The sequence below is a fragment of the Phycicoccus sonneratiae genome (assembly GCF_016887965.1).
In the GTDB taxonomy this organism is placed as follows: Bacteria; Actinomycetota; Actinomycetes; order Actinomycetales; family Dermatophilaceae; genus Phycicoccus; species Phycicoccus sonneratiae.
The window spans coordinates 161,186-186,991 of sequence record NZ_JAFDVD010000012.1 but is presented as its reverse complement, the minus strand read 5'-3'; the positions used below and the strand labels follow the sequence as shown (position 1 = coordinate 186,991).

Annotated in this window: 24 protein-coding genes; 18 read left to right on the top strand and 6 right to left on the bottom strand. The window is 74.1% G+C overall.

Going from position 1 to position 25,806, the window contains the following annotated elements:
• The first annotated feature begins 16 nt into the window (after positions 1-16).
• The 4 genes from JQN70_RS11495 to JQN70_RS11480 are packed head-to-tail and all read left to right on the top strand — an operon-like array spanning position 17 to position 3,603.
• On the top strand, positions 17-784 hold the full coding sequence (locus tag JQN70_RS11495) for a biotin--[acetyl-CoA-carboxylase] ligase (protein ID WP_307835935.1): 768 nt from the start codon (positions 17-19) through the stop codon (positions 782-784).
• 13 nt (positions 785-797) lie between these two features.
• Entirely contained in the window at positions 798-1,919 is a 1,122-nt protein-coding gene (locus JQN70_RS11490) for an adenylate/guanylate cyclase domain-containing protein (RefSeq protein ID WP_204131478.1), read from the top strand.
• A gap of 13 nt (positions 1,920-1,932) precedes the next feature.
• Entirely contained in the window at positions 1,933-2,613 is a 681-nt protein-coding gene (locus JQN70_RS11485) for a response regulator transcription factor (protein WP_204131477.1), read from the top strand.
• A gap of 6 nt (positions 2,614-2,619) precedes the next feature.
• Complete coding sequence (locus tag JQN70_RS11480; RefSeq protein ID WP_204131476.1) at positions 2,620-3,603, top strand: sensor histidine kinase; 984 nt, start codon at positions 2,620-2,622, stop codon at positions 3,601-3,603.
• 69 nt (positions 3,604-3,672) lie between these two features.
• On the opposite strand, the gene JQN70_RS11475 is transcribed toward JQN70_RS11480, so the two are convergent.
• A complete protein-coding gene (locus JQN70_RS11475; RefSeq protein ID WP_204131475.1) occupies positions 3,673-4,149 on the bottom strand; it encodes a GtrA family protein in 477 nt (158 codons plus the stop codon).
• A gap of 42 nt (positions 4,150-4,191) precedes the next feature.
• Between JQN70_RS11475 and JQN70_RS11470 the strand changes: the two genes are divergently transcribed.
• Positions 4,192-5,376: a 5-(carboxyamino)imidazole ribonucleotide synthase gene (locus JQN70_RS11470; protein WP_204131474.1), complete on the top strand. Its 1,185-nt coding sequence runs from the start codon at positions 4,192-4,194 to the stop codon at positions 5,374-5,376.
• Positions 5,373-5,891 carry a 5-(carboxyamino)imidazole ribonucleotide mutase gene (gene purE / locus JQN70_RS11465; RefSeq protein ID WP_204131473.1) on the top strand — a complete coding sequence of 173 codons (519 nt, stop codon included), beginning with the start codon at positions 5,373-5,375 and terminating at the stop codon, positions 5,889-5,891. Before JQN70_RS11470 ends, purE begins: the two co-directional genes overlap by 4 nt.
• Before the next feature lie 28 nt (positions 5,892-5,919).
• Here the strand turns inward: purE and JQN70_RS11460 are convergent, their stop codons facing one another.
• On the bottom strand, positions 5,920-6,375 hold the full coding sequence (locus JQN70_RS11460; RefSeq protein WP_204131472.1) for a CoA-binding protein: 456 nt from the start codon (positions 6,373-6,375) through the stop codon (positions 5,920-5,922).
• 166 nt (positions 6,376-6,541) lie between these two features.
• Between JQN70_RS11460 and JQN70_RS11455 the strand changes: the two genes are divergently transcribed.
• Entirely contained in the window at positions 6,542-6,772 is a 231-nt protein-coding gene (locus tag JQN70_RS11455) for a hypothetical protein (RefSeq protein WP_204131471.1), read from the top strand.
• 52 nt (positions 6,773-6,824) lie between these two features.
• Here the strand turns inward: JQN70_RS11455 and JQN70_RS11450 are convergent, their stop codons facing one another.
• Positions 6,825-8,372 (bottom strand): HNH endonuclease signature motif containing protein, encoded by a 1,548-nt coding sequence (locus JQN70_RS11450; RefSeq protein WP_204131470.1) that lies wholly within the window; start codon positions 8,370-8,372, stop codon positions 6,825-6,827.
• Between the two features lie 155 nt (positions 8,373-8,527).
• Positions 8,528-9,697 carry a nucleotide sugar dehydrogenase gene (locus JQN70_RS11445; RefSeq protein WP_204131469.1) on the bottom strand — a complete coding sequence of 390 codons (1,170 nt, stop codon included), beginning with the start codon at positions 9,695-9,697 and terminating at the stop codon, positions 8,528-8,530.
• A 91-nt stretch (positions 9,698-9,788) separates the two neighbouring features.
• On the opposite strand from JQN70_RS11445, the gene JQN70_RS11440 reads away from it, so the two are divergent.
• From JQN70_RS11440 to JQN70_RS11400, 9 genes are all read left to right on the top strand, one after another.
• On the top strand, positions 9,789-10,850 hold the full coding sequence (locus JQN70_RS11440) for a TIGR03560 family F420-dependent LLM class oxidoreductase (RefSeq protein ID WP_204131468.1): 1,062 nt from the start codon (positions 9,789-9,791) through the stop codon (positions 10,848-10,850).
• Position 10,851: 1 nt separating this feature from the next.
• Complete coding sequence (locus tag JQN70_RS11435) at positions 10,852-11,400, top strand: MauE/DoxX family redox-associated membrane protein (RefSeq protein ID WP_204131467.1); 549 nt, start codon at positions 10,852-10,854, stop codon at positions 11,398-11,400.
• A 1-nt stretch (position 11,401) separates the two neighbouring features.
• Entirely contained in the window at positions 11,402-12,226 is an 825-nt protein-coding gene (locus JQN70_RS11430; RefSeq protein WP_204131466.1) for a hypothetical protein, read from the top strand.
• An 86-nt stretch (positions 12,227-12,312) separates the two neighbouring features.
• On the top strand, positions 12,313-12,918 hold the full coding sequence (locus tag JQN70_RS11425; RefSeq protein ID WP_204131465.1) for a sulfite exporter TauE/SafE family protein: 606 nt from the start codon (positions 12,313-12,315) through the stop codon (positions 12,916-12,918).
• The gene (locus JQN70_RS11420; RefSeq protein ID WP_204131464.1) at positions 12,915-13,451 is read left to right on the top strand and encodes a hypothetical protein; all 537 of its coding nucleotides are present in this window, start codon (positions 12,915-12,917) and stop codon (positions 13,449-13,451) included. The genes JQN70_RS11425 and JQN70_RS11420 overlap by 4 nt, the downstream gene beginning before the upstream one ends.
• Positions 13,448-14,857, top strand: coding sequence for an LGFP repeat-containing protein (locus tag JQN70_RS20955; protein ID WP_204131463.1), 1,410 nt, complete (start codon positions 13,448-13,450; stop codon positions 14,855-14,857). The genes JQN70_RS11420 and JQN70_RS20955 overlap by 4 nt, the downstream gene beginning before the upstream one ends.
• 34 nt (positions 14,858-14,891) lie before the next feature.
• Entirely contained in the window at positions 14,892-16,058 is a 1,167-nt protein-coding gene (locus JQN70_RS11410; RefSeq protein ID WP_204131462.1) for an acyl-CoA dehydrogenase family protein, read from the top strand.
• Between the two features lie 108 nt (positions 16,059-16,166).
• The gene (locus tag JQN70_RS11405; RefSeq protein WP_204131461.1) at positions 16,167-17,591 is read left to right on the top strand and encodes an MBOAT family O-acyltransferase; all 1,425 of its coding nucleotides are present in this window, start codon (positions 16,167-16,169) and stop codon (positions 17,589-17,591) included.
• 10 nt (positions 17,592-17,601) lie between these two features.
• Positions 17,602-18,759, top strand: a complete 1,158-nt coding sequence (locus JQN70_RS11400) for an alginate O-acetyltransferase AlgX-related protein (RefSeq protein WP_204131460.1) — start codon at positions 17,602-17,604, stop codon at positions 18,757-18,759.
• A gap of 19 nt (positions 18,760-18,778) precedes the next feature.
• Here the strand turns inward: JQN70_RS11400 and JQN70_RS11395 are convergent, their stop codons facing one another.
• A complete protein-coding gene (locus JQN70_RS11395; RefSeq protein ID WP_204131459.1) occupies positions 18,779-20,302 on the bottom strand; it encodes an LCP family protein in 1,524 nt (507 codons plus the stop codon).
• Between the two features lie 102 nt (positions 20,303-20,404).
• Positions 20,405-21,655: an LCP family protein gene (locus tag JQN70_RS11390; protein WP_204131458.1), complete on the bottom strand. Its 1,251-nt coding sequence runs from the start codon at positions 21,653-21,655 to the stop codon at positions 20,405-20,407.
• A gap of 132 nt (positions 21,656-21,787) precedes the next feature.
• Between JQN70_RS11390 and JQN70_RS11385 the strand changes: the two genes are divergently transcribed.
• Both JQN70_RS11385 and JQN70_RS11380 read left to right on the top strand, forming a co-directional pair.
• Complete coding sequence (locus tag JQN70_RS11385; protein WP_204131457.1) at positions 21,788-23,299, top strand: LCP family protein; 1,512 nt, start codon at positions 21,788-21,790, stop codon at positions 23,297-23,299.
• A gap of 177 nt (positions 23,300-23,476) precedes the next feature.
• The gene (locus JQN70_RS11380) at positions 23,477-25,801 is read left to right on the top strand and encodes a CDP-glycerol glycerophosphotransferase family protein (RefSeq protein WP_204131456.1); all 2,325 of its coding nucleotides are present in this window, start codon (positions 23,477-23,479) and stop codon (positions 25,799-25,801) included.
• The last annotated feature ends 5 nt before the right edge of the window (positions 25,802-25,806 follow it).

Sequence of the window (25,806 nt, the reverse complement as noted above, 5' to 3'; positions counted from 1 at the left end):
GCCTAGCCTTGGCGCCGTGAGCGAAAAGCCCCCACGGCGCCCGCTGGACGCGGCGTCCGTCACACCCGGAGACCCGTGGCTGCCCGTCGAGGTCTTCGACCGGCTCGGCTCGACGAACGACGAGCTGCGGCGCGACCCGCGCCCCGGCCGCGTCGTCGTCGCCGACGTCCAGGAGGCCGGGCGCGGACGCCTCGGCCGGGCGTGGACGACGACACCGGGCACGGCGCTCGCGGTGTCGGTGCTCGTCCCGGTGCCGGCGTCCGGGGCCGGATGGGTGCCGCTCCTCGCCGGCCTGGCGCTGCACCGCGCCGTCACCGAGGTCTCCGGCACCCGGACGGCCCTCAAGTGGCCGAACGACGTCCTCGTCCCCGGCGACGGCGACCGCAAGCTGGCCGGCCTGCTCTGCGAGTGGACGCCGGAGGGGGGCGTCGTCGGCTGCGGCGTCAACGTCGACACCGAGCGCGCGGACCTGCCGCTCGACACCGCGACCTCGCTGCGGGCCGCGGGCGCCCCCGGCGTCGAGCGCACCGCCCTGCTCGAGGCCTACCTGCACCACCTCGCCCTCGTGCTGCGCGAGGACACCGGCCCGGCCGGGCCGGCGGTCGCCGCCTACCGCGACGCGTGCTCCACCGTCGGGCGCGACGTCGAGGTGCACGCCCCGGACGGAACCGTCCGACGGGGGAGGGCGACAGGGGTCGACGCGGAGGGCAGACTGACCGTGCGCACCGACGGCGCGAGCACGAGCGTCTCCGCCGGGGACGTCGTCCACGTCCGGCCGCGCTGACCGAGGAGGTGGGATGTCGGACGAGCAGCCGGGCGGGACCGCCCCGGGCGACGAGGACGTCCCGGCCACCACCCCGGCGGCCGACGACGCCGACGACCTCGCCGGCCGCGTCGAGCGCGCCCTCCTCGGCCGCTCCGCCTCGATGGCCCGGGCCGAGGTCAGCGAGGGTGCCGGCGTCGACCCCACCGAGGCCCGCCGGTTCTGGCACGCGATGGGCTTCCAGGTCGTCGAGGACGACGAGGCGATGTTCACCGACGCCGACCGCGAGGCCCTCGCCCGGGTCACCGAGCTGGTCCGCCGGGGCCGGGTCAGCGAGGAGCTCGCGCTCGGGATGACCCGGGCCTTCGCCCGCACCGCCGACCGGCTCGCCGTGTGGCAGACCCAGCTCGTCGCCGAGTCGCTGACCGCCGACACGCCCGACGAGCTCGAGGGCAAGGACACCCGGTCGGTGCCCGAGCCGCGCATCGCCGCCGACGCCGCGAACCTCCTCGCCCGCACCGTCGACGAGATCGAGCCGCTCCTCGTCTACGTGTGGCGGCGGCACCTCACCAACGCCATCCAGCGCATGCTCGCCGACGCCGACCCCGCGCTGCGCTCGGACCCCTCGGCGCCCTTCCGGGCGGTGGGGTTCGCCGACCTCGTGTCCTTCACCTCCTTCGTGCGCCGGATGAGCGAGCGCCAGCTCGCCCGGCTGGTGCAGCACTTCGAGCTGCTCGCGAGCGACGTCGTCGCCGAGCACGGCGGACGGGTCATCAAGACCGTGGGTGACGAGGTCCTCTTCGTCCACACCGAGGTCGCGGCGGCCTCGGCCATCGCCCTCGACCTCGTCGACGCGATGGCCGGCGACGACCTGCTGCCCCCGGTGCGGGTCGGGATGGCCCACGGCCGGGTCATCTCCCGGCTCGGCGACGTCTTCGGGGTCACCGTCAACAAGGCCAGCCGGATCACCGCCGTCACCCCGTCCGGGACGGTCTACGTCGACGAGGACATGGCGCGGGCGCTCGGCTCGGTGTCGGGGTTCACGGCGGTCGAGCGGCGGCGCCGGATGCTGCGCGGCATCGGGGTCGTCACGCTCCACGAGCTGCGACGCGCGCCCCTCGGGCGGCGTCCCGCCGTGCCGAACGCCTCTTCGTGACTACGATCGCCGCATGACGAAGGTGCTGCTGGCCGAGGACGACCCCGCCATCTCCGACCCGCTCGCCCGCGCCCTGCGGCGCGAGGGCTACGAGGTCGAGGTGTGCACCGACGGCGAGTCCGCCCTCGAGCACGCCCTGCGCTCCCCGGACCTGCTGGTCCTCGACCTCGGGCTGCCGAAGATGGACGGCCTCGAGGTCTGCCGCCGGCTCCGCCAGGAGGGCAGCACCGTGCCGGTGCTCGTCCTCACCGCCCGGGCCGACGAGGTCGACACCGTCGTCGGGCTGGACGCCGGCGCCGACGACTACGTCACCAAGCCGTTCCGGCTCGCCGAGCTGCTCGCCCGGGCCCGGGCGCTGCTGCGGCGCGGCGTCGTCGAGCCCACCGAGAACGAGGAGGACCCGCTCCTCGACATCGACCCCGACGGCCGGCGCGTCTTCCTGCGCGGCGAGGAGGTGCAGCTCACCGGGAAGGAGTTCGAGCTGCTGCGCGTCCTCGTCGCCAACGCCGGCAAGGTCGTCTCCCGCGAGAAGCTCATGCGCGACGTCTGGGACAGCGCCTGGTACGGCTCGACGAAGACCCTCGACATGCACATCTCGGTGCTGCGCCGGAAGCTCGGCGACGACGCCGCGCACCCGCGGTACATCACGACGATCCGCGGTCTCGGCTTCCGGTTCGACGCACCGGAGGACTGAGCGCCGGTGCGTCGCATCGTCCTCGAGGTCGCGGGACGGGTGGCCGTCCTCACGGCCGTCTGCGCGGCCACCGCGGCGGTCGTCATCGTCTTCGGTCCCCGGGCCCGGGCCGACGACCCGCAGACCTGGGTCGTCCCCGGGATCGCCCTGCTCGCGGCGCTCGGCGTCGCCGGCCTCGGCACGGTCTGGATCGCCGACCGGTTCGCCGCCCGCCTCGCCGAGCTGCTCGGCACGCTGCGCCAGCGGGTCGAGCGGCTCAACCAGGGCGACCGGCCGGTGCCCCTCGGCTCGGGCATCGAGGAGGTCGACACCCTCGACGCCGCCCTCATCCGGGGCGCGCAGCAGGGCGCCAAGCGGCTGGCCTCCGAGCGCGACTTCGCGGCCGACGCCTCGCACCAGCTGCGCACGCCGCTGACGGCGCTGCTCATGCGCCTCGAGGAGATCAACCTCACCGACGACCTCGCCGTCGTCGCCGAGGAGTCGACGATCGCCATCGGGCAGGTCGAGCGGCTGAGCAAGGTCGTCGACGACCTCATGACCCGCACCCGGCACGGCGCCGAGGCCAACCCGTCGGTCTCGCTCGACTCGGTCCTCGCCTCGCTCCAGCGCGAGTGGCAGCCCGCCTTCGCGGGCGCGCGCCGCAGCGTCAAGGTCAGCGGCGAGCGCGGCCTCGTCGTGCGGGCGACCCCGGTGGCCCTCGGCCAGATCCTCACGACGCTGCTCGAGAACTCGCTCGCCTACGGGCGCGGCACGGTCGAGGTCAACGCCCGCCGGGCCGGGCCGTCGGTCGTCATCGAGGTCACCGACGAGGGCGACGGTGTGCCGGCGACGATGGCGCCGCACATCTTCGAGCGGTCGGTGTCGTCGTCGGGGTCCGGGCTCGGGCTCTCGCTGGCGCGCGACCTCGCCGAGGCCGCCGGTGGGCGCCTCGAGCTGGCCCGGGCCACCCCGCCGGTCTTCGCGCTCTTCCTGTCGGTCAGCCAGACCTGAGGGCGCCGGGCAACGACGCCGACGAGCCGCCTCGCGCCGGACGAGCCTCCTGCAGGAGGCTCGATCGGCTCAGAGCGGCTCGTGCGAGAAGACCCAGCGCCGGTAGGCCCAGAACCGGAACAGCGTGCCGAGGCCGATGCCGACGACGGTGGCGATGTTGTCGGCCAGCCGGGTCGTGAAGCCCAGCCCGTAGTGCGACACCGCGAGGGTGACCGCCGAGATGCCGAGGGCGATGAGGTTGACGCCGAAGAACAGCCCGACCTCGTGGTGCACGGGCCGGCTGCGCCGGTGCCGGAAGGTCCACTGCCGGTTGCCGAGCCACGCGACGAGGGTGGCGACCGCGCCGGAGATGATCTTGGCGGTCGTGACCTTGTCGGCGAGCGGGCCGTGCCAGAGGAGGTTGGCGAGGCCGAGGTCGATGACGAACGCGACCGCGCCGACGACGCCGAACTTGATGGCCTCGCGGTACAGGACGTCGACCGCGCCCCGGACCCCGTCGAGGGCCCGGCTCACGCGTCCCCGGCTCGGGGCGTCCTGGGCGGTCACCCACGCAGCCTACCCACGCACCCCTGTCGATATCCTCGCCCGGTGACGACCCCTCGCCGCGCCCCCGGAGGATTCCCCGTCGTCGGCATCGTCGGCGGTGGCCAGCTCGCCCGCATGTGCGCCGGCCCCGCCGCCGAGCTCGGCCTGACCCTCAGCGTGCTCGCCGAGGGCCCGGACGCCAGCGCCGCCCTCGTCGTGCCGAGCTCGCCGGTGGGCGAGCACACCGACGCCGAGGCCGTGCTCGCCTTCGCCGCCGCCTGCGACGTCGTCACCTTCGACCACGAGCACGTCCCGGCCGACGTGCTCGCCGAGCTCGTCGCGAGCGGCGTGCCGGTGCACCCGACCCCCGAGGCGCTGCGGTTCGCCCAGGACAAGCTCGCGATGCGCGAGCGGCTGACCGCGCTCGGCGTGCCGTGCCCCCGATGGGTGCGCGCCGACACCGCGGCCGACGTCGAGGCCTTCGCGGCCCAGGTCGGCTGGCCACTCGTCGCGAAGACCCCCCGCGGCGGGTACGACGGCAAGGGTGTCGCCGTCGTGGCGTCGGCCGCCGAGCTCACCGGCTGGCTGGCCCGCGCGCAGGAGGCCGGCACCGGGCTGCTCCTCGAGGAGAAGGTGCCGTTCCGCCGCGAGCTCGCGGTGCTGCTCGCCCGCAGTCCCTCCGGGCAGGCCGCCGCGTGGCCGGTCGTCGAGACCGTCCAGACCGACGGCATCTGCACCGAGGTGCTCGCCCCGGCGCCCGACCTCGACCCCGACCTCTCGGCGCGGGCCGTCGAGGCCGGCCTTCGGGTCGCCGGCGAGCTCGGGGTCACCGGCGTGCTGGCCGTGGAGCTCTTCGAGGTCGTAGGCGCCGACGGCGAGGCCTCGTTCGTCGTCAACGAGCTCGCGATGCGGCCGCACAACTCCGGGCACTGGACAATGGACGGCGCCGTCACCGGGCAGTTCGAGCAGCACCTGCGGGCCGTCCTCGACCTGCCGCTCGGCGACCCGACCCCCCGCGCCCCCTGGACCGTCATGGCCAACGTCCTCGGCGGCGAGTACCCGGACCTCTACCCGACCTACCGGCACGTCATGGCGCGAGACCCCGGGGCCAAGGTGCACCTGTACGGCAAGGACGTGCGCCCCGGCCGCAAGATCGGCCACGTCAACGTCTCCGGCGACGACCTCGCCGACCTGCGCGAGCGGGCCGGCCACGCCGCCGACTACATCCAGGGAGTGGTCACCGAATGAGCAGCAGCAGCACGCCCGTCGTCGGCGTCGTCATGGGGTCGGACTCCGACTGGCCGGTCATGGAGGCCGCCGTCACCGTTCTCGACGAGCTCGGGGTGGCCTGCGAGGTCGACGTCGTCTCGGCCCACCGGATGCCCGAGGAGATGGTCGAGTACGGCCGCACCGCCGAGGAGCGGGGGCTGCGGGTCCTCGTCGCCGGCGCGGGCGGGGCCGCCCACCTGCCGGGGATGCTCGCCTCGGTCACCTCGCTGCCGGTCGTCGGCGTCCCGGTGCCCCTGAAGTACCTCGACGGGATGGACTCGCTGCTCTCCATCGTCCAGATGCCGGCCGGCGTGCCCGTGGCGACGGTCTCGGTCGGCGGTGCGCGCAACGCCGGGCTGCTGGCGGCCCGCATCCTCGGGGCGGGAGAGGGCGCCGAGGCGCAGCGGCTGCGCGCCGCGCTCGCGACCTTCCGCGAGGGGCTGCGCGACGAGGCCCACCGCAAGGGGGCGGCCCTGCGCGAGCGGCGGGGCTGAGCCCGCCGCGGACCAGCCCGCCGGCGGCTCAGCGCTGCATGCCGTCGCTGCGGATCTTCGGCCACTCGATCTTCGGGCAGGTGTCCATGACGACGTCGAGCCCCGCCGCCCGGGCCCGCTCGGCCGCCGCCTGGTCGACGACGCCGAGCTGCATCCAGATCGCGTCGAGCATCAGCCGGTCCTTGTGCTCGATCGCCTCGTCGACGACCGCGCCGACCCGGGAGGAGTTGACGAAGCAGTCGACGACCTTGAGGTCCTGGTCCGGGATGTCGGCGATCGAGGCGTAGCCCTGCGCGCCGTGCACCGTCTCGGCCTTGGGGTGCACGGGGATGATCGGCTTGCCGAGCTCGTAGGTGAGCCAGCGCGAGACCCCCCACGCCGGGCGCTGCTGGTTGCCCGAGAGCCCGACGACGACCCAGATGCCGGGGTCCATGAGCAGCTCGCGGACGAGGTCCGGGTCGTTCTGGTGCGTGAGGGCTCCCATGGCGGCCATCATGCTCCTCCGGTGCGCGCGCCGGGGGGAGGACGGCAGGTCGACCGGGGACGGCGGAGCGTCGGCCCCGTGACGGCACGGATGTTCGGGCAGTCCGCACGCTCACAGCAGCCCCATGTCGGGTGGCAGCGCGTCCAGCGAGCCCTACCATCGCCGCATGGCTGACTCTCATCGGAGTGTGCGTGTCGACGTCGACGAGCCTGAGGACATCCGGGTGTACGGGATCGGGTGGATCGGTCTGCTGGCCGCTGCTGCGGGCGTGGTCATCGGTGTCGTCAGGATGTTCTCCGAGGGGGAGTCGACCCTTGCGGGCGCAGCGACCGTTGCCGTGTCGGTCGCTGTTGGTGTCCTGATCTACCTCGTCACGAAGGTCCTCGACCGCCACTGACGCGGTCGACGGCGGCCTCATCTGCCGCTACGCGGTGAGCTGACGCGTCGGATCAGAAGGGAGGCCGGCCGCTCGTGCTCGTCCGGCACCGGGGCGGCGGGTGGGGTCGGGCGTCATGGGCAACCGGGACGGAGGGGCGGACGACGTGGGCGCGGCAGGTGGTGGGGCCGGCGGCCTCGTGCTCGAGGTGGTGCTCGAGGGCGGAGTGCGGCCCGTCGGGCACGACGAGCGAGTGGTTCGTCGGCGGTGGTGGACGGTTGGTTCCGGTGTCGGGGAGAGAGATCGGATGGAGGGCGTCGGGTGGGTGGGTGATCCGGGTGCGGCCGGTGGGGTCGGTCCAGGTCATCGTGGCGTCGGGGTGGAGGGTGGCTCGCCAGGCGGGGCGTTGCTTGACGCGGTGGTGGCGGCGGCAGAGGCAGGCCAGGTTCGCCACACTGGTCGGGCCGGCCGGGGAGGGGCGGACGTGGTCGAGATCGCAGAAGCGGGCGGCGACCGAGCAGCCGGGGAAGCGGCAGTGCTGGTCGCGGGCGCGGACGAACGCGACGAGCCGGGCCGACGGCCGGTAGGCGGTGGTGCTCAGCTCGCCGGTGGGATCGACGGGGGCACCGGTGCCGGGATCGCAGGGCAGGAGCCGGGGCCGCCCGAGCGGGTCGCGACCGGAGACGACGGTGCGCTCGATCGCCCGGTCGAGCCAGGCGCGGTGGACGAGGACCGGTTCCCCGGCCCGTGCGCCGCTGACCTCGACGAGGTCGGCGGGGCGGCCGGCCTCCGCGCCGGGTACTGGGTCCCCGGCCGCGGTGGTGAGGACGACCTGGAGGTCGATGGTGGCGTTGCTCGTGACGAGGTCGGTCAGGGCCTTGGCGCGCGCCCGGTCGACCCGCTCGCAGGTCCCGTCGGTGAGGTACTGCTGGGCGAGGGCGTCGATCGCGGCCCACGCGGTGCACGCCTCCTCGGAGGGGAAGGTCCCCAGCCAGGTGTCGACTCCGGGTTCGTCGACCCACCGCCGCAGCCCGGAGGCCTCCCGGGCGCGGACCGCTCGCTGGCGCAACAGGTCCGGGCTGATCCGGGCCAGCAGCCGGCGCGTCCTCCGACGCAGGTGGCTCGCGTCCTCCCTGTCGAACCACTCCGAGAGCGAGACCACGATGGTGGCGGCGATCTCGGCCGGGACCTCCTCCAGCTCGAAGGCCACGACCCCCGCGCGGTAGGGATCGAGACGCCCCGCCGCCATCGCCGCATGCAGACCACCGAGCCCCGTACAGGTTCCGGTCCCCTCCGGACCGTCGGCGGCCCGCCGGACCGCGTCCCGCACCCGCCGCTCCGCGTGGACGGCCGACACGCACATCACCCCGGAGACGACCGCGGGCGCATCGAGCGCGACGTGACCGTTGCTGTGCCGCACCTCGGCCAGGGTGCCGTCCTCGGCGACCTCCGTCTCCACCGCGGCCAGGGCCACGACCGCGGTGTCCTGGAGGGCGGTCGCCACGTTCACGAGGGCCTGAAGCTCACCGAGCAGCTCGGCGCACTCGGCGAGCGAGCCGGTGGGCGGAGGGGTGTCCGTGGACTCCGCGAGGAGCGTGCGGGCCGCCCGCGCGACGTCCACCAGTTGCACTGTCCTGGCCATCGGCTCCCCCTCCCCTGCGAGGGCTCAATCGTATCGAACCGACGTTCGAATGACAAGAGAAGACTGCGGAATTCTGCTGCAGCGCAAGACTTTCGAGAATCCGAGGGGTTGGACCCGTCGGCGGGGGCCTGGGGTCAGTCGCCGCCGAAGAGGTCGCGCGTGTACACGCGGTCGGCGACGTCGGCGAGCTCGTCGACGAGCCGGTTGGCGACGATGACGTCCGAGCGTTCCTTGAGCTCCGCGAGCGAGACGATGGGGGAGCCGTAGAAGGAGTCCTCGTGCAGCTCGGGCTCGTGGACGATGACCTGGACGCCCTTGGCCTTGAGCCGCTTCATGACGCCCTGCACGCTGCTGCTGCGGAAGTTGTCCGAGCCCGCCTTCATGATGAGCCGGTGGATGCCGACGACCCTCGGCTCGCGGGCGAGGATGTCGCTCGCCACGAAGTCCTTGCGCGTCGTGTTGGCGTCGACGATGGCCTGGATGAGGGTCTGCGGCACGTCGGCGTAGTTGGCGAGCAGCTGCTTGGTGTCCTTGGGCAGGCAGTAGCCGCCGTAGCCGAAGCTCGGGTTGTTGTAGTGGGTGCCGATGCGCGGGTCGAGGCCGACGCCGTCGATGATCTGGCGCGTGTCGAGCCCGTGCGTCGCGGCGTAGGTGTCGAGCTCGTTGAAGTAGGCCACCCGCATCGCGAGGTAGGTGTTGGCGAAGAGCTTGATCGCCTCGGCCTCGGTGCTGTCGGTGAGGAGCACGGGCACGTCGTCGTCGAGGGCGGCGTCGGCGAGGAGGCGGGCGAAGCGCTCCCCGGCCGGCCCGCGGTCGCCGACGACGATGCGCGAGGGGTGGAGGTTGTCGTGCAGCGCCTTGCCCTCGCGGAGGAACTCGGGGCTGAAGACGACCCGGTCGGTGCCGAGCCGCTCGCGCAGGGCGCGGGTGAAGCCGACGGGGACCGTGGACTTGACGACCGCCGTGGCCTCGGGCGCGATGCGCCGGACGTCGCCGACGACCTGCTCGACGCTGCTCGTGTCGAAGTAGTTGGTCCGCTCGTCGTAGTTCGTCGGGGTGGCGACGACGACGAACTCGGCCCCGCGGTAGGCCTCCTCCTTGTCCGTCGTCACGGTGAGCCGCAGCCCACCCGCGGCGAGGTGGCTCTCGATGTCGGGGTCGGAGATGGGGCTGCGTCCCTCGCGCAGGGTCGCGACGCGCGACTCGTCGATGTCGTAGGCGACGACGTCGTGCTGCCGGGCGAGGAGCACGGCGAGGGAGAGGCCGACGTAGGAGGTGCCGACGACGCAGATCGTGTGTGCCACCGGCCCAGCCTACGGTGGCCCTGCACCGCGCCGGAGCCGGGCGGGGCCCGCTGGGGCATGATCGGTGGCACCACCACCGCAAGGAGCGCGCATGAAGTTCGGACTGTTCATCCCGCAGGGCTGGCGCCACGACCTCGTCGGCATCGACCCGGCCCAGCACTGGGGCGTCATGGCCGGCCTGGCCCGCCGCGCCGACGGGATCGAGGACTGGACGTCGATCTGGGTGTACGACCACTTCCACCCGGTGCCGCGGCCCACGGAGGCCGGTGTGCACGAGGCGTGGTCGCTCATGGCCGCGTTCGCGGGGGTGACCGGCCGGGTGCGGCTCGGCCAGATGTGCACCTGCATGTCCTACCGCGAGCCGACCTACCTCGCGAAGGTCGCCGCCACCGTCGACGTCGTCTCCGAGGGGCGGCTCGAAATGGGCATCGGCGCCGGCTGGTACGAGCACGAGTGGCGCGCGTACGGCTACGGCTTCCCGCGGGCCGGCGAGCGCCTCGCCCGGCTGCGCGAGGGCGTCGAGGTCATGCGCCAGATGTGGACCACCGGGCGGGCGACGCTCGACGGCGACCACTACACGGTCGACGGCGCGATGTGCTTCCCGCAGCCGCTCCAGGGGACCTCGCTCCCCGGCAGCCGGGCCAACGGCATCCCGATGTGGGTCGCGGGCGGCGGCGAGAAGAAGACGCTGCGCATCGCGGCCGAGTACGCCGACTACACGAACTTCGACGGCAGCCCGGAGGGGTTCAGCGCCAAGAGCGCGATCCTCGAGCAGCACTGCCGCGACGTCGGCCGCGAGTTCGGCGAGATCGTCCGCAGCGCCAACTACAACGTCGTCATCGGGCGCGACGAGCGCGAGGTCCGGGAGCGGCTGGCCTGGATCCGCAACCACTACGAGTCCGCGGGGCTGCCCGCCGACGTCGTCGAGGAGACGGTGCGCTCGTTCGAGACCGGGCCGCTCGTCGGCACGCCGGAGCAGGTGCTCGAGCGGCTGAAGGACCTCGAGTCGCGCGGCATGACCTACGCCATCACGTACTTCGTCGAGCAGGCCTACGACCTCAGTGGCGTCCAGCTCTTCGAGCGCGAGGTGCTCCCCGAGCTCGGCGACCGCGAGCAGCACGGCCACCTGTGGCACCTGCTGCGCGGGGAGTGACGTGACGGGCGGCGCCTGGGGCGTCCTCGGCGTGCCGTTCCTCGCGGCGGCGGCCCTGCTCGTCCTCGCCGGCGCCCCCAAGGTGGTGCGACCCGGGGACCTCCGGCGGGCGCTGCGCTCGGCCGGCCTGCCCGCCCCGGCGGCCGGGGTCCGGGCCTTCGCGGCCGTCGAGGTGGCCGTCGGGCTCGCGGCGCTGCTCGTCCCGGGTCGTTCGACGGCCGTGCTCGTCGCGCTGCTCTACGCCGGCTTCACCGCGTTCGTCGTCCGGGCGCTCGGCCGCGGGGGCGTGCTCTCGAGCTGCGGCTGCTTCGGGAAGGCCGACACCCCGCCGACCCGGGTGCACGCCCTCCTCACCGGGCTCGCCGCCCTCGTCGGTGCGGTCCTCGCCGTCGCGCCTCCCACCGACCCGTGGCAGGGTGTCGGTCCGGGCACCGCCGCGGGGGTCGCGGGGCTCGCCGCCCTCGTCGGCTTCCTCGCGTGGCAGGTGATGGCGGTCCTGCCGTCGGTCGACGTCCGGGCGGTCCGCAGCGCGAGCACGAGGAGGGTCTGAGATGGTCTGGGTCGTCGTCGCCGAGGGGGTGGCCATCGCGCTGCTCGGGGTCCTCGTCCTCGGGCTCCTGCGCAGCCACGCCCTCATCCTCAAGGCGCTCCACGAGCTGGGTGCGGGCCTCGACCTCGAGCGCGAGGCGGCCGCGGACGGCGGGGGCCACGACGGCCCGCCCGGCGCCGTCCCCGTGCAGATCGAGCCGGGTGTGGTCCCGGCGACCCGGTCCTCCTCGAGCACCTCGCACGACGTCGTCGGCACCGACCTCGAGGGCCGGCACTCGGTCGTCGAGGTGTCCGGGTCGGGGGCGCCGGCCACCCTCTTCGCGTTCCTCACCTCGGGGTGCAGCGTCTGCCTGACCTTCTGGAACGAGCTCGACGGCGACACCGAGGCCCCGGCCGGTGCGCGGGTCGTCGTCGTCGTCAAGGACACCCCCGACGAGTCGCCGGCCACCCTCGCGCGGCTGGCCCGTCCCGGCACCCGGGTCGTCGCGTCGAGCGCCGCGTGGGCCGACTACGACATCCCGGGCTCCCCGTACTTCGTCCTCGTCGAGGACGGCACCGTCACCGGCGAGGGGTCGGCGACCTCGTGGCCGGCCGTCAGCGACCTGCTCGCGCAGGCCGTCGCCGAGAGCGCGCACGCCCGCGCCGCGGCCGGGCGCAGCGGCCCCGGCTCGGTGGGTGCGGCCGGGGCGGCGGGCATCGTCGACCGCGGCGAGCGCGACGACCTCAGCCGGATCGACACCGAGCTCCTCGCGGCCGGCATCACGCCCGGCCACCCGAGCCTGCACACCCCGCCGGACCCCGACGACGCGGCGGACCCCCGGTCGTGACCGCGCTCGCCGTCGTGCTCGCCGTCGGGGTGCCGATGGCGGTGCTCGCGGCGGTCCGGGCCACCTGGAGCCCTTGAGGCGAGTCGATGCTCACGAGCATCAGCCCGTTCGGTGAGCGGGCCCGCGCCTCCCGCTGGTGGCTGACCACCACGGCCTACGTCCTGTCCTCCGCCCTCGGCGGCACCGCCGTCGGGCTGCTCGCCGCCCTCCTCGGCACCCTCGTCCCCGAGCGGTGGCGCTGGTCCGGGGCCGGGTTCGGGCTCGCCGCGCTGCTCCTCGTCGTCGGCCTGCTGCTCGACCTGGGCGTCGGCGGCGCACGGCTCCCGTCGTGGCGCCGGCAGGTCGACGAGGCGTGGATCGGGCGGTACCGGGGCTGGGTCGTCGGGGTCGGGTTCGGTGCCCAGCTGGGGCTCGGCGTGGTCACCATCGTCACCAGCTCGACGACCTACGCCGTGCTCGTCCTCGCCGCCCTCGGCGGCACGCCGTGGGCCGGGGCGCTGCTCGGGCTGGTCTTCGGGCTCGTCCGCGCCCTGCCGCTCGTCGGCATGGCGGGCGTGCACTCGCGCGAGCAGCTGTGGGCGGTGCTGCGCCGCGTCGAGCTCGGCGCGCGGGCCGCCGAGGTCGTGGCTAGGGTGGGCCTCTCGACGGGGGCCGCGGCCCTCGTGTGGACGGCCATGGGTGGAGTGTCATGAGGCGGACCGGGTACGGCATCACCCTCGACGTGCCGGCCGGCTGGGCCTCGAGCATCGCCCGCCGACCCACGGACGCCGGGGCCGACGCCGCCGCGCGGGGCATCGCCCCGCCGGACGCCGCGGACGGCGGGCCCGTCGAGCGCACGCTCCCGGTGCTCCACGTCTGCTCGCGCGCCATCCCCACCGGCACCGGTGACTTCGGCTCCGGGCTCGTCGAGGAGCTGGCCTCCGAGGACGTCTTCGTCGCGCTCGTCGAGTACGGCTCCGACCTCGCCGGCACCGGCCTCTTCGCCCGCTCCGGCTGGCCCCGGCTCGCGCCCTCGCAGTTCTCGCCCGGCCGGATGCCCCGGCAGCTGCCCGGCCGCTCGGCGAGCCAGCACTTCTTCAGCGTCGGGGGGCGCGCCTTCTGCCTGTACACGGTCATCGGCAGCCACAGCCGCCGGATGGCCACCGTCCCGCGGGCGGCCGGGGTCGTCCGCTCGATGGGTGTCGAGTCCGCGGTCGCGATGCGCCGCAAGGGAGTGGTCCTGTGACGACGACGAACCGCACGACCCTCGACGAGGTCCTCACCCGCCCCCGCGGTCTCGCCGGGCTCGTCGACCGGCTGGCCCGCGGTCGGGGCGTCAGCCGGCGCGGCGTCCTCGTCGGTGCGGCCGTGGCCGGCTCGGCCCTGGCCACCGATCCCAAGGCCTACGCCCTGCGTCCCCAGTCCGCGTACGCGACGATCTGCGGCCCGTCGAACACCGCCGCCGGCGGGTGGACGATCTTCTGCGCCACGATCAACAAGGGCGTCAACGGCTGCCCGCCCGGCAGCTTCACCGCCGGCTGGTGGAAGGCCGCCGACTCGTCGTGGTGCGGTGGCGGGTACCGGTACATCGTCGACTGCAACGCCAAGTGCACGAGGTGCACGAGCGGATGCTCGGACCACATCTGCGACAGCAAGTGCTGGAACTGCTCGTGCGGCGCGGGCTCGAAGGCCACCTGCGACCAGCGGCGCGTGTGCTGCAACGACTTCCGCTACGGCCAGTGCAACACCCAGGTCAAGTGCAGCGGGGGCGTGCACTGCCGCGTCGTGTCCTGCGTCCCGCCGTACCGGTGGGACAACTGCTCGACGACGTCGCTGCGCTCCGACGCCACCGCCGAGCACAGCTCGCCGTACCTGCCGCAGTGGGGACCGATGGAGCAGCTCTACACCGCGATGGGCGGCCAGCGCTCCTACCTCAAGGCCTCGACCTCGCCGATCAAGAACACCATCGACGGCCGGGCGAAGTACGTGAACTACCAGGGCGGACGCATCTGGTGGACCAGCGCCACCGGAGCCGCGGCGATGACGAGCTTCGTGCTCTCGAAGTACGCCGAGTACGGCGGCCCCGACGTCATCGGCTTTCCCACCGGCCCCCGCCTCGAGGGCCTGCGCGACGGCGGGTGGGTGCAGCGCTTCCAGAACGGCGCCATCGTCGACAGCACGGTCACGGCCACCCAGTGCGTCTGGGGCTGGCGCTGGACGATGTGGAACCAGAGCGGACGCGAGAACGGGCCGCTGCGCTGGCCGGTGGCGCTCGTCGAGAACTTCCCGGCCGGCGGCTGGATCCAGCGCTTCCAGAAGGGCGCGATCGTCAGCGGCATCACGACGCCGCGCGCCCTCGTGCACAACTGGGCGTGGACGGCGTGGCTCGAGCTCGGCCGCGAGGGCGGGGTCCTCGGCTTCCCGACGGGGGACCGGCAGGACATCGCCCGCGGCACCACCCAGGGCTTCGAGCACGGTGGTCTCTGGAGCCTCGCCGGTGCCCCCTGCTACGGGGTGTGGGGCCCGGTGCTCGAGCAGTGGCAGGCGGCCGGTGGGCCGGCGGGCCGGTACGGCTTCCCGCTGGCCCACGTCGCCGACAACGGCGACGGCACCTCCACCGGGCGCTTCGAGGGCGGGAACATCACCGCCTGAGCGCCCGTCGGTACCGGCGAGTAACATGCCCGGCATGAGCGGCAACCCGGACTTCGACATCTACCGGCTCCCCGAGGACCACGAGGCGATCCGCGAGGCGGTCCGCGCGGTGGCCGAGGACAAGATCGCGCCCTACGCGGCCGCGGTCGACGAGGAGTCGCGCTACCCCCAGGAGGCCCACGACGCGCTCGTGGCCTCCGACTTCTTCGCGCCGCACGTGCCGGAGGAGTACGGCGGGGTCGGGGCCGACGCCCTCGCGACGTGCATCGTCATCGAGGAGGTCGCCCGGGTGTGTGCGTCCTCCTCGCTCATCCCCGCCGTCAACAAGCTCGGGTCGATGCCGCTGCTGCTCGCCGCGTCCGACGACGTCAAGAAGCGCTACCTCACGCCGCTCGCGGCGGGGGAGTCGACCTTCTCCTACGGGCTCTCCGAGCGCGAGGCCGGCTCGGACACCGCGGCAATGAAGTGCAAGGCCGTGCGTGACGGCGACGACTGGGTGCTCACCGGGCAGAAGTCGTGGATCACCAACGCCGGTGTCTCCGAGTACTACACCGTGCTCGCGGTCACCGACCCCGACGGCCCGCGCGGCAACAACATCACGGCGTTCGTCGTCGAGAAGTCGGACGAGGGGTTCTCGTTCGGCGAGAAGGAGCGCAAGCTCGGCATCAAGGGCTCCCCGACGCGTGAGCTCCACTTCGACCGCTGCCGCATCCCCGGCGACCGCGTCGTCGGCGAGGTCGGCGCGGGCCTGAAGATCGCGCTGGCCACCCTCGACCACACCCGCGTGACGATCGGCGCGCAGGCCGTCGGCATCGCCCAGGGCGCCCTCGACCAGGCCGTCGCCTACGTCAAGGAGCGCCGGCAGTTCGGCAGGAGCGTGGCCGAGTTCCAGGGCGTGCAGTTCATGCTCGCCGACATGGCGATGCAGCTCGAGGCCGCCCGCCAGCTCGTCTACGTCGCGGCGGCCAAGTCCGAGCGCGGCGACGCCGACCTGCCGTTCTTCGGCGCCGCGGCCAAGGCCTACGCCTCCGACGTCGCGATGCAGGTGACCACCGACGCCGTCCAGCTCCTCGGGGGCGCCGGGTACACCCGCGACTTCCCGCTCGAGCGGATGATGCGCGACGCGAAGATCACCCAGATCTACGAGGGCACCAACCAGGTGCAGCGCATCGTCATGGCCCGCCAGCTGCTCAAGGGCTGACCCCGCGGACGGTCCGCTCCCCGCGGCCGGGGCACCACCCCGGCCCTGCTAGCGTGCTCGGCGGCCCCGTCGGCCACCGTCCCCCGCACCCTGCACGAAGTCCGAGGCATGTCCTTCGCCACCCCCATGTTCCTGTGGGTCTTCCTCCCGGTCGTCCTCGTCCTCGTCTGGACGCTGCCGGCCCGGTGGCGCAACGGGGTCGTCGCGCTCGCCAGCCTCGTCTTCTACACCTGGGGCGGCGGACCCTTCGTCCTCGGCCTGCTGGCCTGCATCGTCGCCAACTTCGTCGGGGGCCTGCTCGTCGACACCGAGCGCGGGCTCGGACCGCGGGCCCGCCGGGTGGCGCTCGTCACGGTCGTCGCCCTCGACCTCGGCCTCCTCGGGGTCTGGAAGTACGCCGGCTTCGCCTCCCGGCAGGTCGACGCGCTCGCCGAGCTGTTCGGCGGGAGCAGCCCGGTCATCACCCTCGGGCTGCCGATCGGCATCTCGTTCTTCACCTTCCACCACATCTCGTACGTCGTCGACGTCTACCGCGGCAGCAAGCGCGCGCAGCGCAACCTGCTGACCTTCGTCACGTACATCGCGATGTTCCCCCAGCTCATCGCCGGCCCGATCGTCCGCTACCACGAGATCGCCGACCAGCTCCACGAGGTGCGCAAGGACCGGTTCGCCGACTTCGCGGCCGGCTTCCCTCGCTTCGGCATGGGGCTGGCGAAGAAGGTCGTCGTCGCCGACACGGTGGCACCGGTCGCCGACGCCGCCTTCTCGGGGCAGCCGCTGACGACGACGGCGGCGTGGGTCGGCGTCCTCGCGTACACGATCCAGATCTACTTCGACTTCTCCGGGTACTCCGACATGGCGATCGGGCTGGCCCGGATGCTCGGCTTCCGGTTCCCCGAGAACTTCGCCCGCCCGTACTCCGCGGTGTCCGTGACCGACTTCTGGCGCCGGTGGCACATGTCGCTGTCCCGGTGGTTCCGTGACTACGTCTACATCCCGCTCGGCGGCAACCGGTCCGGGACCGGGCGCACGTACCTCAACCTGCTGACCGTCTTCGTGCTCACCGGGTTCTGGCACGGGGCCGCGTGGACCTTCCTCGTCTGGGGCCTCTTCCACGGGATGCTCCTCGTCGTCGAGCGGCTCACCGGGCTCGGGCGCCGGGAGTGGAGCGGGCTCGCGACGGTCCTGCCGCGCGCGGTCACCTTCCTCCTCGTCATGGTCGGCTGGGTGTTCTTCCGGTCCGGGTCGATGGAGCAGGCGCTCGAGGTGCTGCGCGTCATGGTCGTACCGACCGGTGAGGGCCTCTCCGACGTCGTCGCGGTGTCGCTGACCAACCAGCGCGTCGTCGTCCTCGCCCTCGCGGCCCTCGTCGTGCTCATGCCGCGCGACCTCGTCCTCGGCCGGGTCCTCGACACCGGTCGCGGCGTCGGGGCCGCCGCCGCCCGCGCCATCGCCAGCTGGGTCGCCGCTCCCGCCGCCGGGGTGCTCGTCGCCGTCGGCACCCTCAGCCCCTTCCTCTACTTCCAGTTCTAGGAGCGTGACCGTGACCCGCCCCGGCCAGCACCGCCGCCTCCTGCCCGTCGTCGTCGCGGGAGGGGTCTTCGTGTTCGGGCCGCTCGTCGCCGGGCTGGCCGGCGCGCGCGCCACGGCCCTGGAGAACCGCCCGCTCGCCGACCGGCCGTCGCTCTCGGCCGGCTGGAAGGTCTTCGACGAGGCGTCGTTGTGGGTCAGCGACCACCTGCCCGTCCGGACCGCGGCCGTGCAGGCCCGCAGCGAGGTCGTGCGCGGGGTCTTCGGCGACCACGCGGTCGAGCCGACGCGGGTCGTCGACGGCGTCGCGTGGCCCTCGGTCGTCGAGGGGCGGGACCGGTGGCTCTACGCGGGCGGCGACTTCGTCAACGCCTGCCACCCGCAGCTCGGGGTCGAGGAGACGGTCGAGCGGCTGGAGCGGATGACGACGCTGCTGCGCGAGCACGGCCGGACGGTCGCGGTCGTCGTCGTCCCGGACAAGTCGACCGTCGTCGACGACGGTCTCCCGGCGCGGTACCTGGGGCGGGCCTGTGCCGCGGAGCGCAAGGACGCCTTCTGGTCCGCGTACACCGGTCGGGACCCCGACTTCCTCGACCTGCGCCCCGCCCTCGAGGAGGCCGACGCCGGCCCCGGGCGCGCCTACCTGCGCTCGGACTCGCACTGGACCCCGGCGGGAGCACTCGTCTACGCCCGCGCGGTCGTCGACCACGTCGCCCCCGGCACGTGGGAGCAGTCGGAGGTGCGCGCCGGGGCGCCGTTCCGCAAGCAGGGCGACCTCGCGAGCGTCCTCCTGGAGGACCGGGTCGACGAGGTGCCCGGGTGGGACGTCGTGCGCCCCGAGGTGCGGCTGGACTCCGAGTCGCGCAGCGGCGACTTCACCTTCCGCACCCAGCAGTCCTCCGACGACCCCGGCGCGTTGGTCCGCGGGCGCACGGCGATCATCGGCGACTCGTTCACCTTCAACTCGCGGGCGGCGTGGACGCCGTGGTTCGAGCGCTCGACGACCCGGCACTGGGTCAAGACCGAGCCCGACCTCGTGCTCCACGAGATGGTCGAGTCGGACACCGTCGTCCTCGAGCTCGTCGAGCGGGACATCGCGACCGGTGACCTCGGGGTCTTCGACGAGGCGTTCGTCGACCGCCTCGAGGCGGGTTTGCGCGCGGCGGACTGACCCTCCGGCGCTGCCGGGGTCAGGAGGAGGCCGAGCAGATGTCGGCGTCGGCCGCGCGCGCCTCGATGGTCGGCGTCGGGGTGGGGGCGGGCGTCGGGGCCTTGACCGGCTGCTTCGGCAGCGCCTGGGTGCCGGTGCGGTTCTCGACCTCGACGACGTTCTTCGAGCCGGCGCCGAGGGTGACCCGGACGGTCTTCCCGAGCCCGGTGGCCTCCTCGAGCGTCGCGCCGGGGAAGGCCGCGGCGACGGTGCGGGCGGCCTCCTCCTGACCGGCGGAGTACTCGACGAGCGTGCCGGTGCGCGACTCGCCGTTGCCCGTGCCCGCGACCGTGAAGCCCTGCACCTCGAGCGCGGCCCCCGCCTGGCTGGCCAGCCCCGAGACCCCCGCGCCGTTGCGGACGTCGACGGAGACGTCGGCGGGGGAGACGGTGAGCGGGCTCGCGGTGGGGGAGGGCGACGCCGACGCGGACGGCTTCTCGCCGAGCCGGTGGTCCTCGCGGAAGGCCTCCCAGATGACGTCGGCCGAGGGCTGCCACTGCACCCGGTTGGGGTCGGGGGCGTAGGACTCGTTAGGGACGGTGACGAACTCGATCTTGTCGAGCCCGATGCCCCGGACGCTCTCGGCGAGGTCCTTCATCGTGCCGAGCCCGAAGTCGGGGTCGGTGGTCAGCGACTTCGTCGCCGCGTCGAGGAAGCCGAAGAGGGCCGTCGGCTGGAAGAGCAGCTTGCTCGAGGTGGCCTTCTGGGCGATCGAGGAGAGGAAGGCCTGCTGGCGCTGGATGCGGCCGAGGTCGGAGCCGTCACCGACCGACTTGCGGGTGCGCACGTACGCGAGCGCCTGCTTGCCCTTGAGGGTGTGCGTCCCGGCGGAGAGGCGCAGGCCCGACTCGCGGTCGTCGATGGGCTCGCTCGTGCAGACCTTGACGCCGTCGAGCGCGTCGACCATCGACTGGAAGCCGCGGAAGTCGACGACGGCGTAGTGGTCGACACGCACGCCGGTGTTGCCCTCGAGGGTGCGGATGAGGCAGCCGATGCCACCGATCTTGTAGTTGTGGTTCCACTGCCGCGTGACCCACTGGTCCTTCGGGGCCTTCGGCGAGCACTCCGGGGGCGCCTTGGTCATCGAGTCGCGGGGGATCGAGACGACCGTCGCCCAGGTGCGGTCCTTGGAGAGGTGGACGAGGAGGTTGGTGTCGGAGTGCTGCCCCGGGTCCTCGACGACCTTGCCGATGGCGTCGTTCCCGTCACCCTCGCGGGTGTCGGAGCCGACGAGCAGGATGTTCACGGCGCCGCGGGCCTGCGGGGCCTGCGTCGGGCGGTCGGTGCCCACGGCCTGCGAGACGTCGACCTTCGTGATGTTCGCGTTGAGGTGCCACGTGGCCCACGCCGCGCCGGCGCCGCCGAGGGCGAGCACGAGCACGAGCGCGACGACGAGCCGGCGGCGCCACGGCCGGCGCTCCTTGCCGTGCACCTCGCGGCGGCTGGGAAAGGCGTCGTCGGGGCCGAGGTCGTGCTCGTCCCCGCGGGGTGCGGCGCCGTCCACCGGCCCTCCCTGTCAACGTGCTCGTCGAGGCCCCGCGGGCGCGGGACCGGGCGAGTCTAACGGCCCGGTCTGGGTGCTCCCTGAGAGTGCAGGTGGGGGGCCTCAGCCCCCGGTGGGCTTGCCGTCGGTGCCCTCGGGCGGGGCCTCGAGCGGGGTGCCGTCGCGCAGCATCCCGAAGAGGTCCTTCGCCCGCTGGTCGTCCCAGAGGACCGAGGAGCCGGCCGAGGTCGTCGCGTTGAGGTCCGAGACGGGCACGACGAGGCTCAGGGCCTCGTCGGAGGACACCTTCCGCATCGTCGACAGGATCCGGTACGCGTCGAGGAGCGAGGTGTCCTCGCCGACGAAGACGCTCGAGGCGGCCGCGTGGGTGAAGGACCACCAGCGCCAGGGGACGAGGACCGTGCCGGGGGTCGCCGCCTTCTTCATCACCGCGCCGAGGAACTGGCGCTGGCGCTCGGCGCGGCCGAGGTCGCCCTTGGGGTCGGAGTAGCGGGCGCGGACGTACCCGAGCGCGGTCGGGCCGTCGAGGGTCTGGCACCCCTTCGTGACCTTGAGGTGCGCCTTCTTGTCCGTGATGTTCCGCGGGACGCAGATGTCGACGCCGCCGAGGCTGTCGACGACGGTGGCGAAGCCCCCGAAGCCGATCTCGACGTACCCGTCGATGCGTAGCCCGGTGGCCTGCTCGAGGGTCTGGACGAGCAGCTTCGGGCCGCCGAACGCGAACGAGGCGTTGACCTTGTTCTTGCCCTTGCCGGGGATCGGGAGGTAGCTGTCGCGGGGGATGGAGATGAGGGCCGGCTTGCCCGAGCCCGACGGCACGTGGACGAGGATGATCGAGTCGGTGCGCCGGCCCTCGGCGCTGCCGGTGCCGAGGGCCTTCTTCTGGGCCGCCGTCAGGCCCTCGCGGCTGTCCGAGCCGACGAGCAGGTAGGTGTGGCCGTCGCCGGCGGCCGGGCGCTCGCCGGAGGGCTCGGTGTCCTCGCGGCTGACGGTGGACCACGCGTGCCACGGTGCGACGGCCGTGAACGCCACCCACCCGACGAGGAGCAGGACGAGCAGGCTCGCGACGCGTCGGCCCCGGCGGCGCGGGCGGCCGGTGGGCTCGCGCGGCCCGCGGGGCTCCCGGGCGGGGCGTCCGCCGCGTGGCGGACGGGCGCCGGTGCCGCCACCGGCCGGCAACGGGCGGCCGTACTCGTCGTAGCCCCCGGCCGGCGCGGGCGGGGGAGCCGTGACGGGCTGCGGGGCGCGCCCGGCGGCGGACGGGCGGACGCGCCGGCGGGTGTCGACGACGTAGACGTCGTCGTCCCGCCCGGACCCCTGGGGGATCGGGCGGGCTCGTTCGTCGTCGCTCATGGACGCTCCACCTCCGGCTCGGTGCGGCCACCCAGTATGACGGCCCGGGGTGGGGACCGGCGGCGAGCCGGCCCCGGCGGCCCCGGCGCGCCTCGACGACGACCGGGACACCCGTGTCGATACTGGCTGACCATGGGAGAGCCACGTGGGACCGGCGTGCTCGAGCGCGACGTCGCCGAGGACACCGTGCGCGTCGACACGCGCCAGCGCCGCGGCGGCGGCCGTGACCGCCGGCGCGCCGTCACCCTCCTGCTCCTCACCCTCGTCCTGCCCGGCAGCGCCCAGGTGGCCGCCGGCAACCGGGCCCTCGGCCGCGTCGCGCTGCGCGCCTTCGGCGGGGCCGTCGCGCTGGCCCTCGTGCTCGGTCTCGTCGGCCTCGCGAGCCGGACCGCGCTGCTCACCCTGCTCACCCACCGCGTCAGCCTCGTCCTCCTCCAGGTCCTCCTCGTCGGGCTCGCCGTCCTCTGGGTCGTCCTCCTCGTCGACGCCTGGCGGCTCGGCCGTCCCGACCGGCTGCCCTCGCGCGACCGGCGGCGGCTGCTCGTCCTCCTGCTCGTCCTGCTCCTCGTCCCGGGGCTGGTCGGCTGGCTCGGCTCGACCGTCGGCACCGCCCGGGCCGCGATGACCTCGGTCTTCGGCACCGGCGAGGCCGCGGGCGCCGTCGACGGGCGCTACAACGTCCTCCTCCTCGGCGGCGACAGCGGGGCGGGCCGCATCGGGATGCGTCCGGACTCCATCCAGCTCGCGAGCGTCGATGCCGACACCGGCCGCGCCGTCCTCTTCGGCTTCTCCCGCGAGACCGAGAACATCCACTTCCGCCCCGGCTCGGTGATGGCCGGCCTCATGCCCGAGGGCTGGACCTGCGGCGACGAGTGCCTGCTCAACGCGCTCTACACCTGGGGCCACGACCACGCCGACCGGTTCCCGGCGGGTACGAAGGACCCCGGCCTGCTCGCGACCCGCGAGGCGGTCGAGAGCCTCACCGGCCTCGACATCCAGTACTACGTCATGGTCGACCTCAAGGGCTTCAGCAGCGTCGTCGACGCCGTCGGCGGCCTCGACATCACCGTCCAGCGCCGGACCCCGATGGGCGGGGGGTCGCGCGAGATCTTCGACTGGATCGAGCCCGGCGCCCAGCACCTCGACGGCTACCACGCGCTCTGGTACGCCCGGAGCCGGACCAAGTCGACGAACTACGAGCGGATGGCCCGCCAGCGCTGCGTCGTCACCGCGCTCGTCAAGCAGCTCGACCCGCAGACCGTCCTCCTGCACTTCGGCGACCTCGCGGCGGCCACCAAGGGCGTGTTCCGCACCGACATCCCGCAGGACGCGCTCGCGGGCCTCGCCGACGTCGCGGTGAAGACCAAGCAGGAGAAGATCACCTCGGTGAACTTCGTCCCGCCGCTCATCAAGCCGTGGGACTACGACCCGGCGGTCGTGCGCTCGACGGTCAGCGCGGCCATCGCGGCGTCCGAGAAAGGCCCGGCCGCACCGAAGCCCACCGCCGCCTCCACCGCGAAGGCCGCGCCGACGGCCAAGAGCACGCCGAAGCCCGAGGCCTCGACGCCGGCGGTCATGGAGCGACCCGGCACCGACCCGGACGCCAACACCGGCGACCTCGCGAGCGTCTGCTCGGCCGGCTGACGTCGGTCCCCCGCTCCGGGTCGAGGTGAAAGAGGACCCTCTGGCGGTCGGGTTTCACCTCAACGGGAGGAGGATGCCGGGGGTCGAGGTGAAAGGGGACCTTCTCGCGGTCGGGTTTCACCTCGACCGGTGGGTGGCGCGGCCGGCCGGCGGGCCCGGTGCGCGATACTGACGCCCGTGCCCGACACCGCCTTCGCCCGACGCAACGTCGAGAAGGTCCTCTGGCTCCCGCGCTACGCCCTCGGCGACCTCGTGACGCGCCTCGTGCCGCGCCGGCGGGACACCTGGGTCGTCGGCAGCGCGTACGGCGTGCACGACGGGGCGCGGGCCCTCGTCGAGGAGCTCGTCGCCCGCGGCCGGGCCGACCGCGTCACGTGGCTGGCCCGCAGCCCCCGGGAGGCGGCCGACGCGCGGGCCCTCGGCGTCCGCGTCCTCGAGCACGGCTCGTGGGCAGCGTTCCGCGCGGCGACCCGGGCGGCGGTCGTCGTCCTCACCCACGGGTACGGCGACGCGAGCCGGTTCGGCACCGGTGGAGCGCTCGTCGTCCAGCTCTGGCACGGCAGTCCGCTCAAGCGGATGCACCTCGACAGCCCGGCGGCGATGCGCCTGCCGGTCGTCGGCGACCGCGGCCCGGTGCCCCGGCTGCTCGCCTCGATGTACCGGCGCGGGGGGCAGCGCATCGGGCTGCTGCCGGTGTCGTCGACGACGGTCGCCCCGCTGATGGCGAGCGCGCTCGGGGCCGACCCGCAGCGGGTCGAGGTGCTCGGCGAGCCCCGTGCCGACGTCCTCTTCCGCGGCACCGAGGAGGACCGGCGGAGAACCGCCCGCGCCCGTGTCGAGGCGGCCGTGGGCGACCTCGGCGGGCGGCGCGTCGTCCTGCTCGCCCCGACCTGGCGCGACGGCGCGGCCGACCCCGTGGTCCCGACGCCCGCCGAGTGGGCGGAGATCGAGCAGTGGCTGGCCGACCACGACGCCGTGCTCCTCGTGCGCCCCCACCCCCTGGCCGTCGGGGACTGGTCGTACCGCTCGGACGCCGTCCGGCTGCTCGACGCAGCCGGTGAGCCGGAGGTGATGCGCGTCCTCTGGGCCACCGACGCCGTCGTCAGCGACTACAGCTCGGTCGTCCTCGACGCCGCGGTCACCGGGGTCCCGCTCGTCTTCCTCGCCCCCGACCTCGAGCAGTACACCCGCCGGCACGGGCTCTACGCGCCGTACGAGGAGACGACGGGCGGGCACGTCGAACGCTCGTGGGCACAGGCGCTCGAGCGGCTGTCCGCCACGTGGCCCGGGGGGCCGGCACGGGAGGCGGCCCTCGCCCACACGCGGGCCCTCGCCGACCGGTACCACGAGCGCCGCGACGGGCGGGCCGCCGCGCGCGTCGTCGAGCGGGTCGACGCGCTGCTCGGCGCCGCCCCGGCCACCGCGGCGCAGGGGTCCGTCGGCGGCACCGCGTTCTTCGAGTCCTTCCACGGCCGCAACGTCTCGTGCAACCCCGCGGCCATCGACCGCGAGCTGGCCCGGGTGGCGCCCCACGTCGAGCGGGTGTGGTCGGTCTCGCGCGACGGCGTCGAGGTGCCGGCCGGCGCCACCGCGGTCCGGGTCGGCACCCCGGAGTGGCGGGCCGCGCGCGACCGCGCCGACCTCCTCGTCCTCAACGACTGGATCGAGGACTCGTGGCGCCCGCGCCGCGACCAGTTCGTCCTCCAGACGTGGCACGGCACGCCCCTCAAGCGCATCGCCCTCGGCCGGCGCGACCGCACGCCGCGCCTGTTCGCGGCGGTCGTCAAGCAGTCGAGCCGGTGGTCGGCGATGTTGGCGCAGAACGACTTCGGCGCCCGCGCCCTGCGCCGCAGCTACGCCGTCGTGCGCCCGATGTGGACCCTCGGCTACCCGCGCAACGACGTCGTCGTCACCTCGTCGGGCGAGCAGACCCGTCGCGAGCTCGGCGTCGCCACCTCCCGGGTCGTCCTCTACGCCCCGACCTGGCGCGACGACGCCCTCGAGGCGCCCGACCCCCTCGACCCGACGGCCCTCGCCGAGCGGCTCGGCCCGGACTGGACCGTCCTCGTCCGCGGCCACGCCCGCACCCTCGGGCTGCGGGCCGAGGTGGCCGCCGACCGCGTCCTCGACGTCACCGCCCACCCGGACGTCAGTGACCTGCTGGCCCTGGCCGACGTGCTCGTCACGGACTACTCGTCGGTGATGTTCGACTTCAGCGCCACCGGCCGGCCGATGGTCTTCCACGTCGCCGACGCCGAGCGCTACGAGCAGGAGGTCCGCGGGTTCGCGTGGGACCTCGCGGAGCGGGCCCCCGGTCCGCTCGTGCGGACCACCGAGGAGGTGGCCGACGCCGTGGCCCGGGCCGACGACCCCGACGAGCGCGAGCGCTGGGCGACGCGGTACGCGCAGTGGCGCGCCGACTTCAACCCGTTCGACGACGGCCGCGCCTCGGAGCGGGTCGTCGCCCGGCTGCTGGCGCTCGGCGCCCTGCCGCGCCGCTGACGACG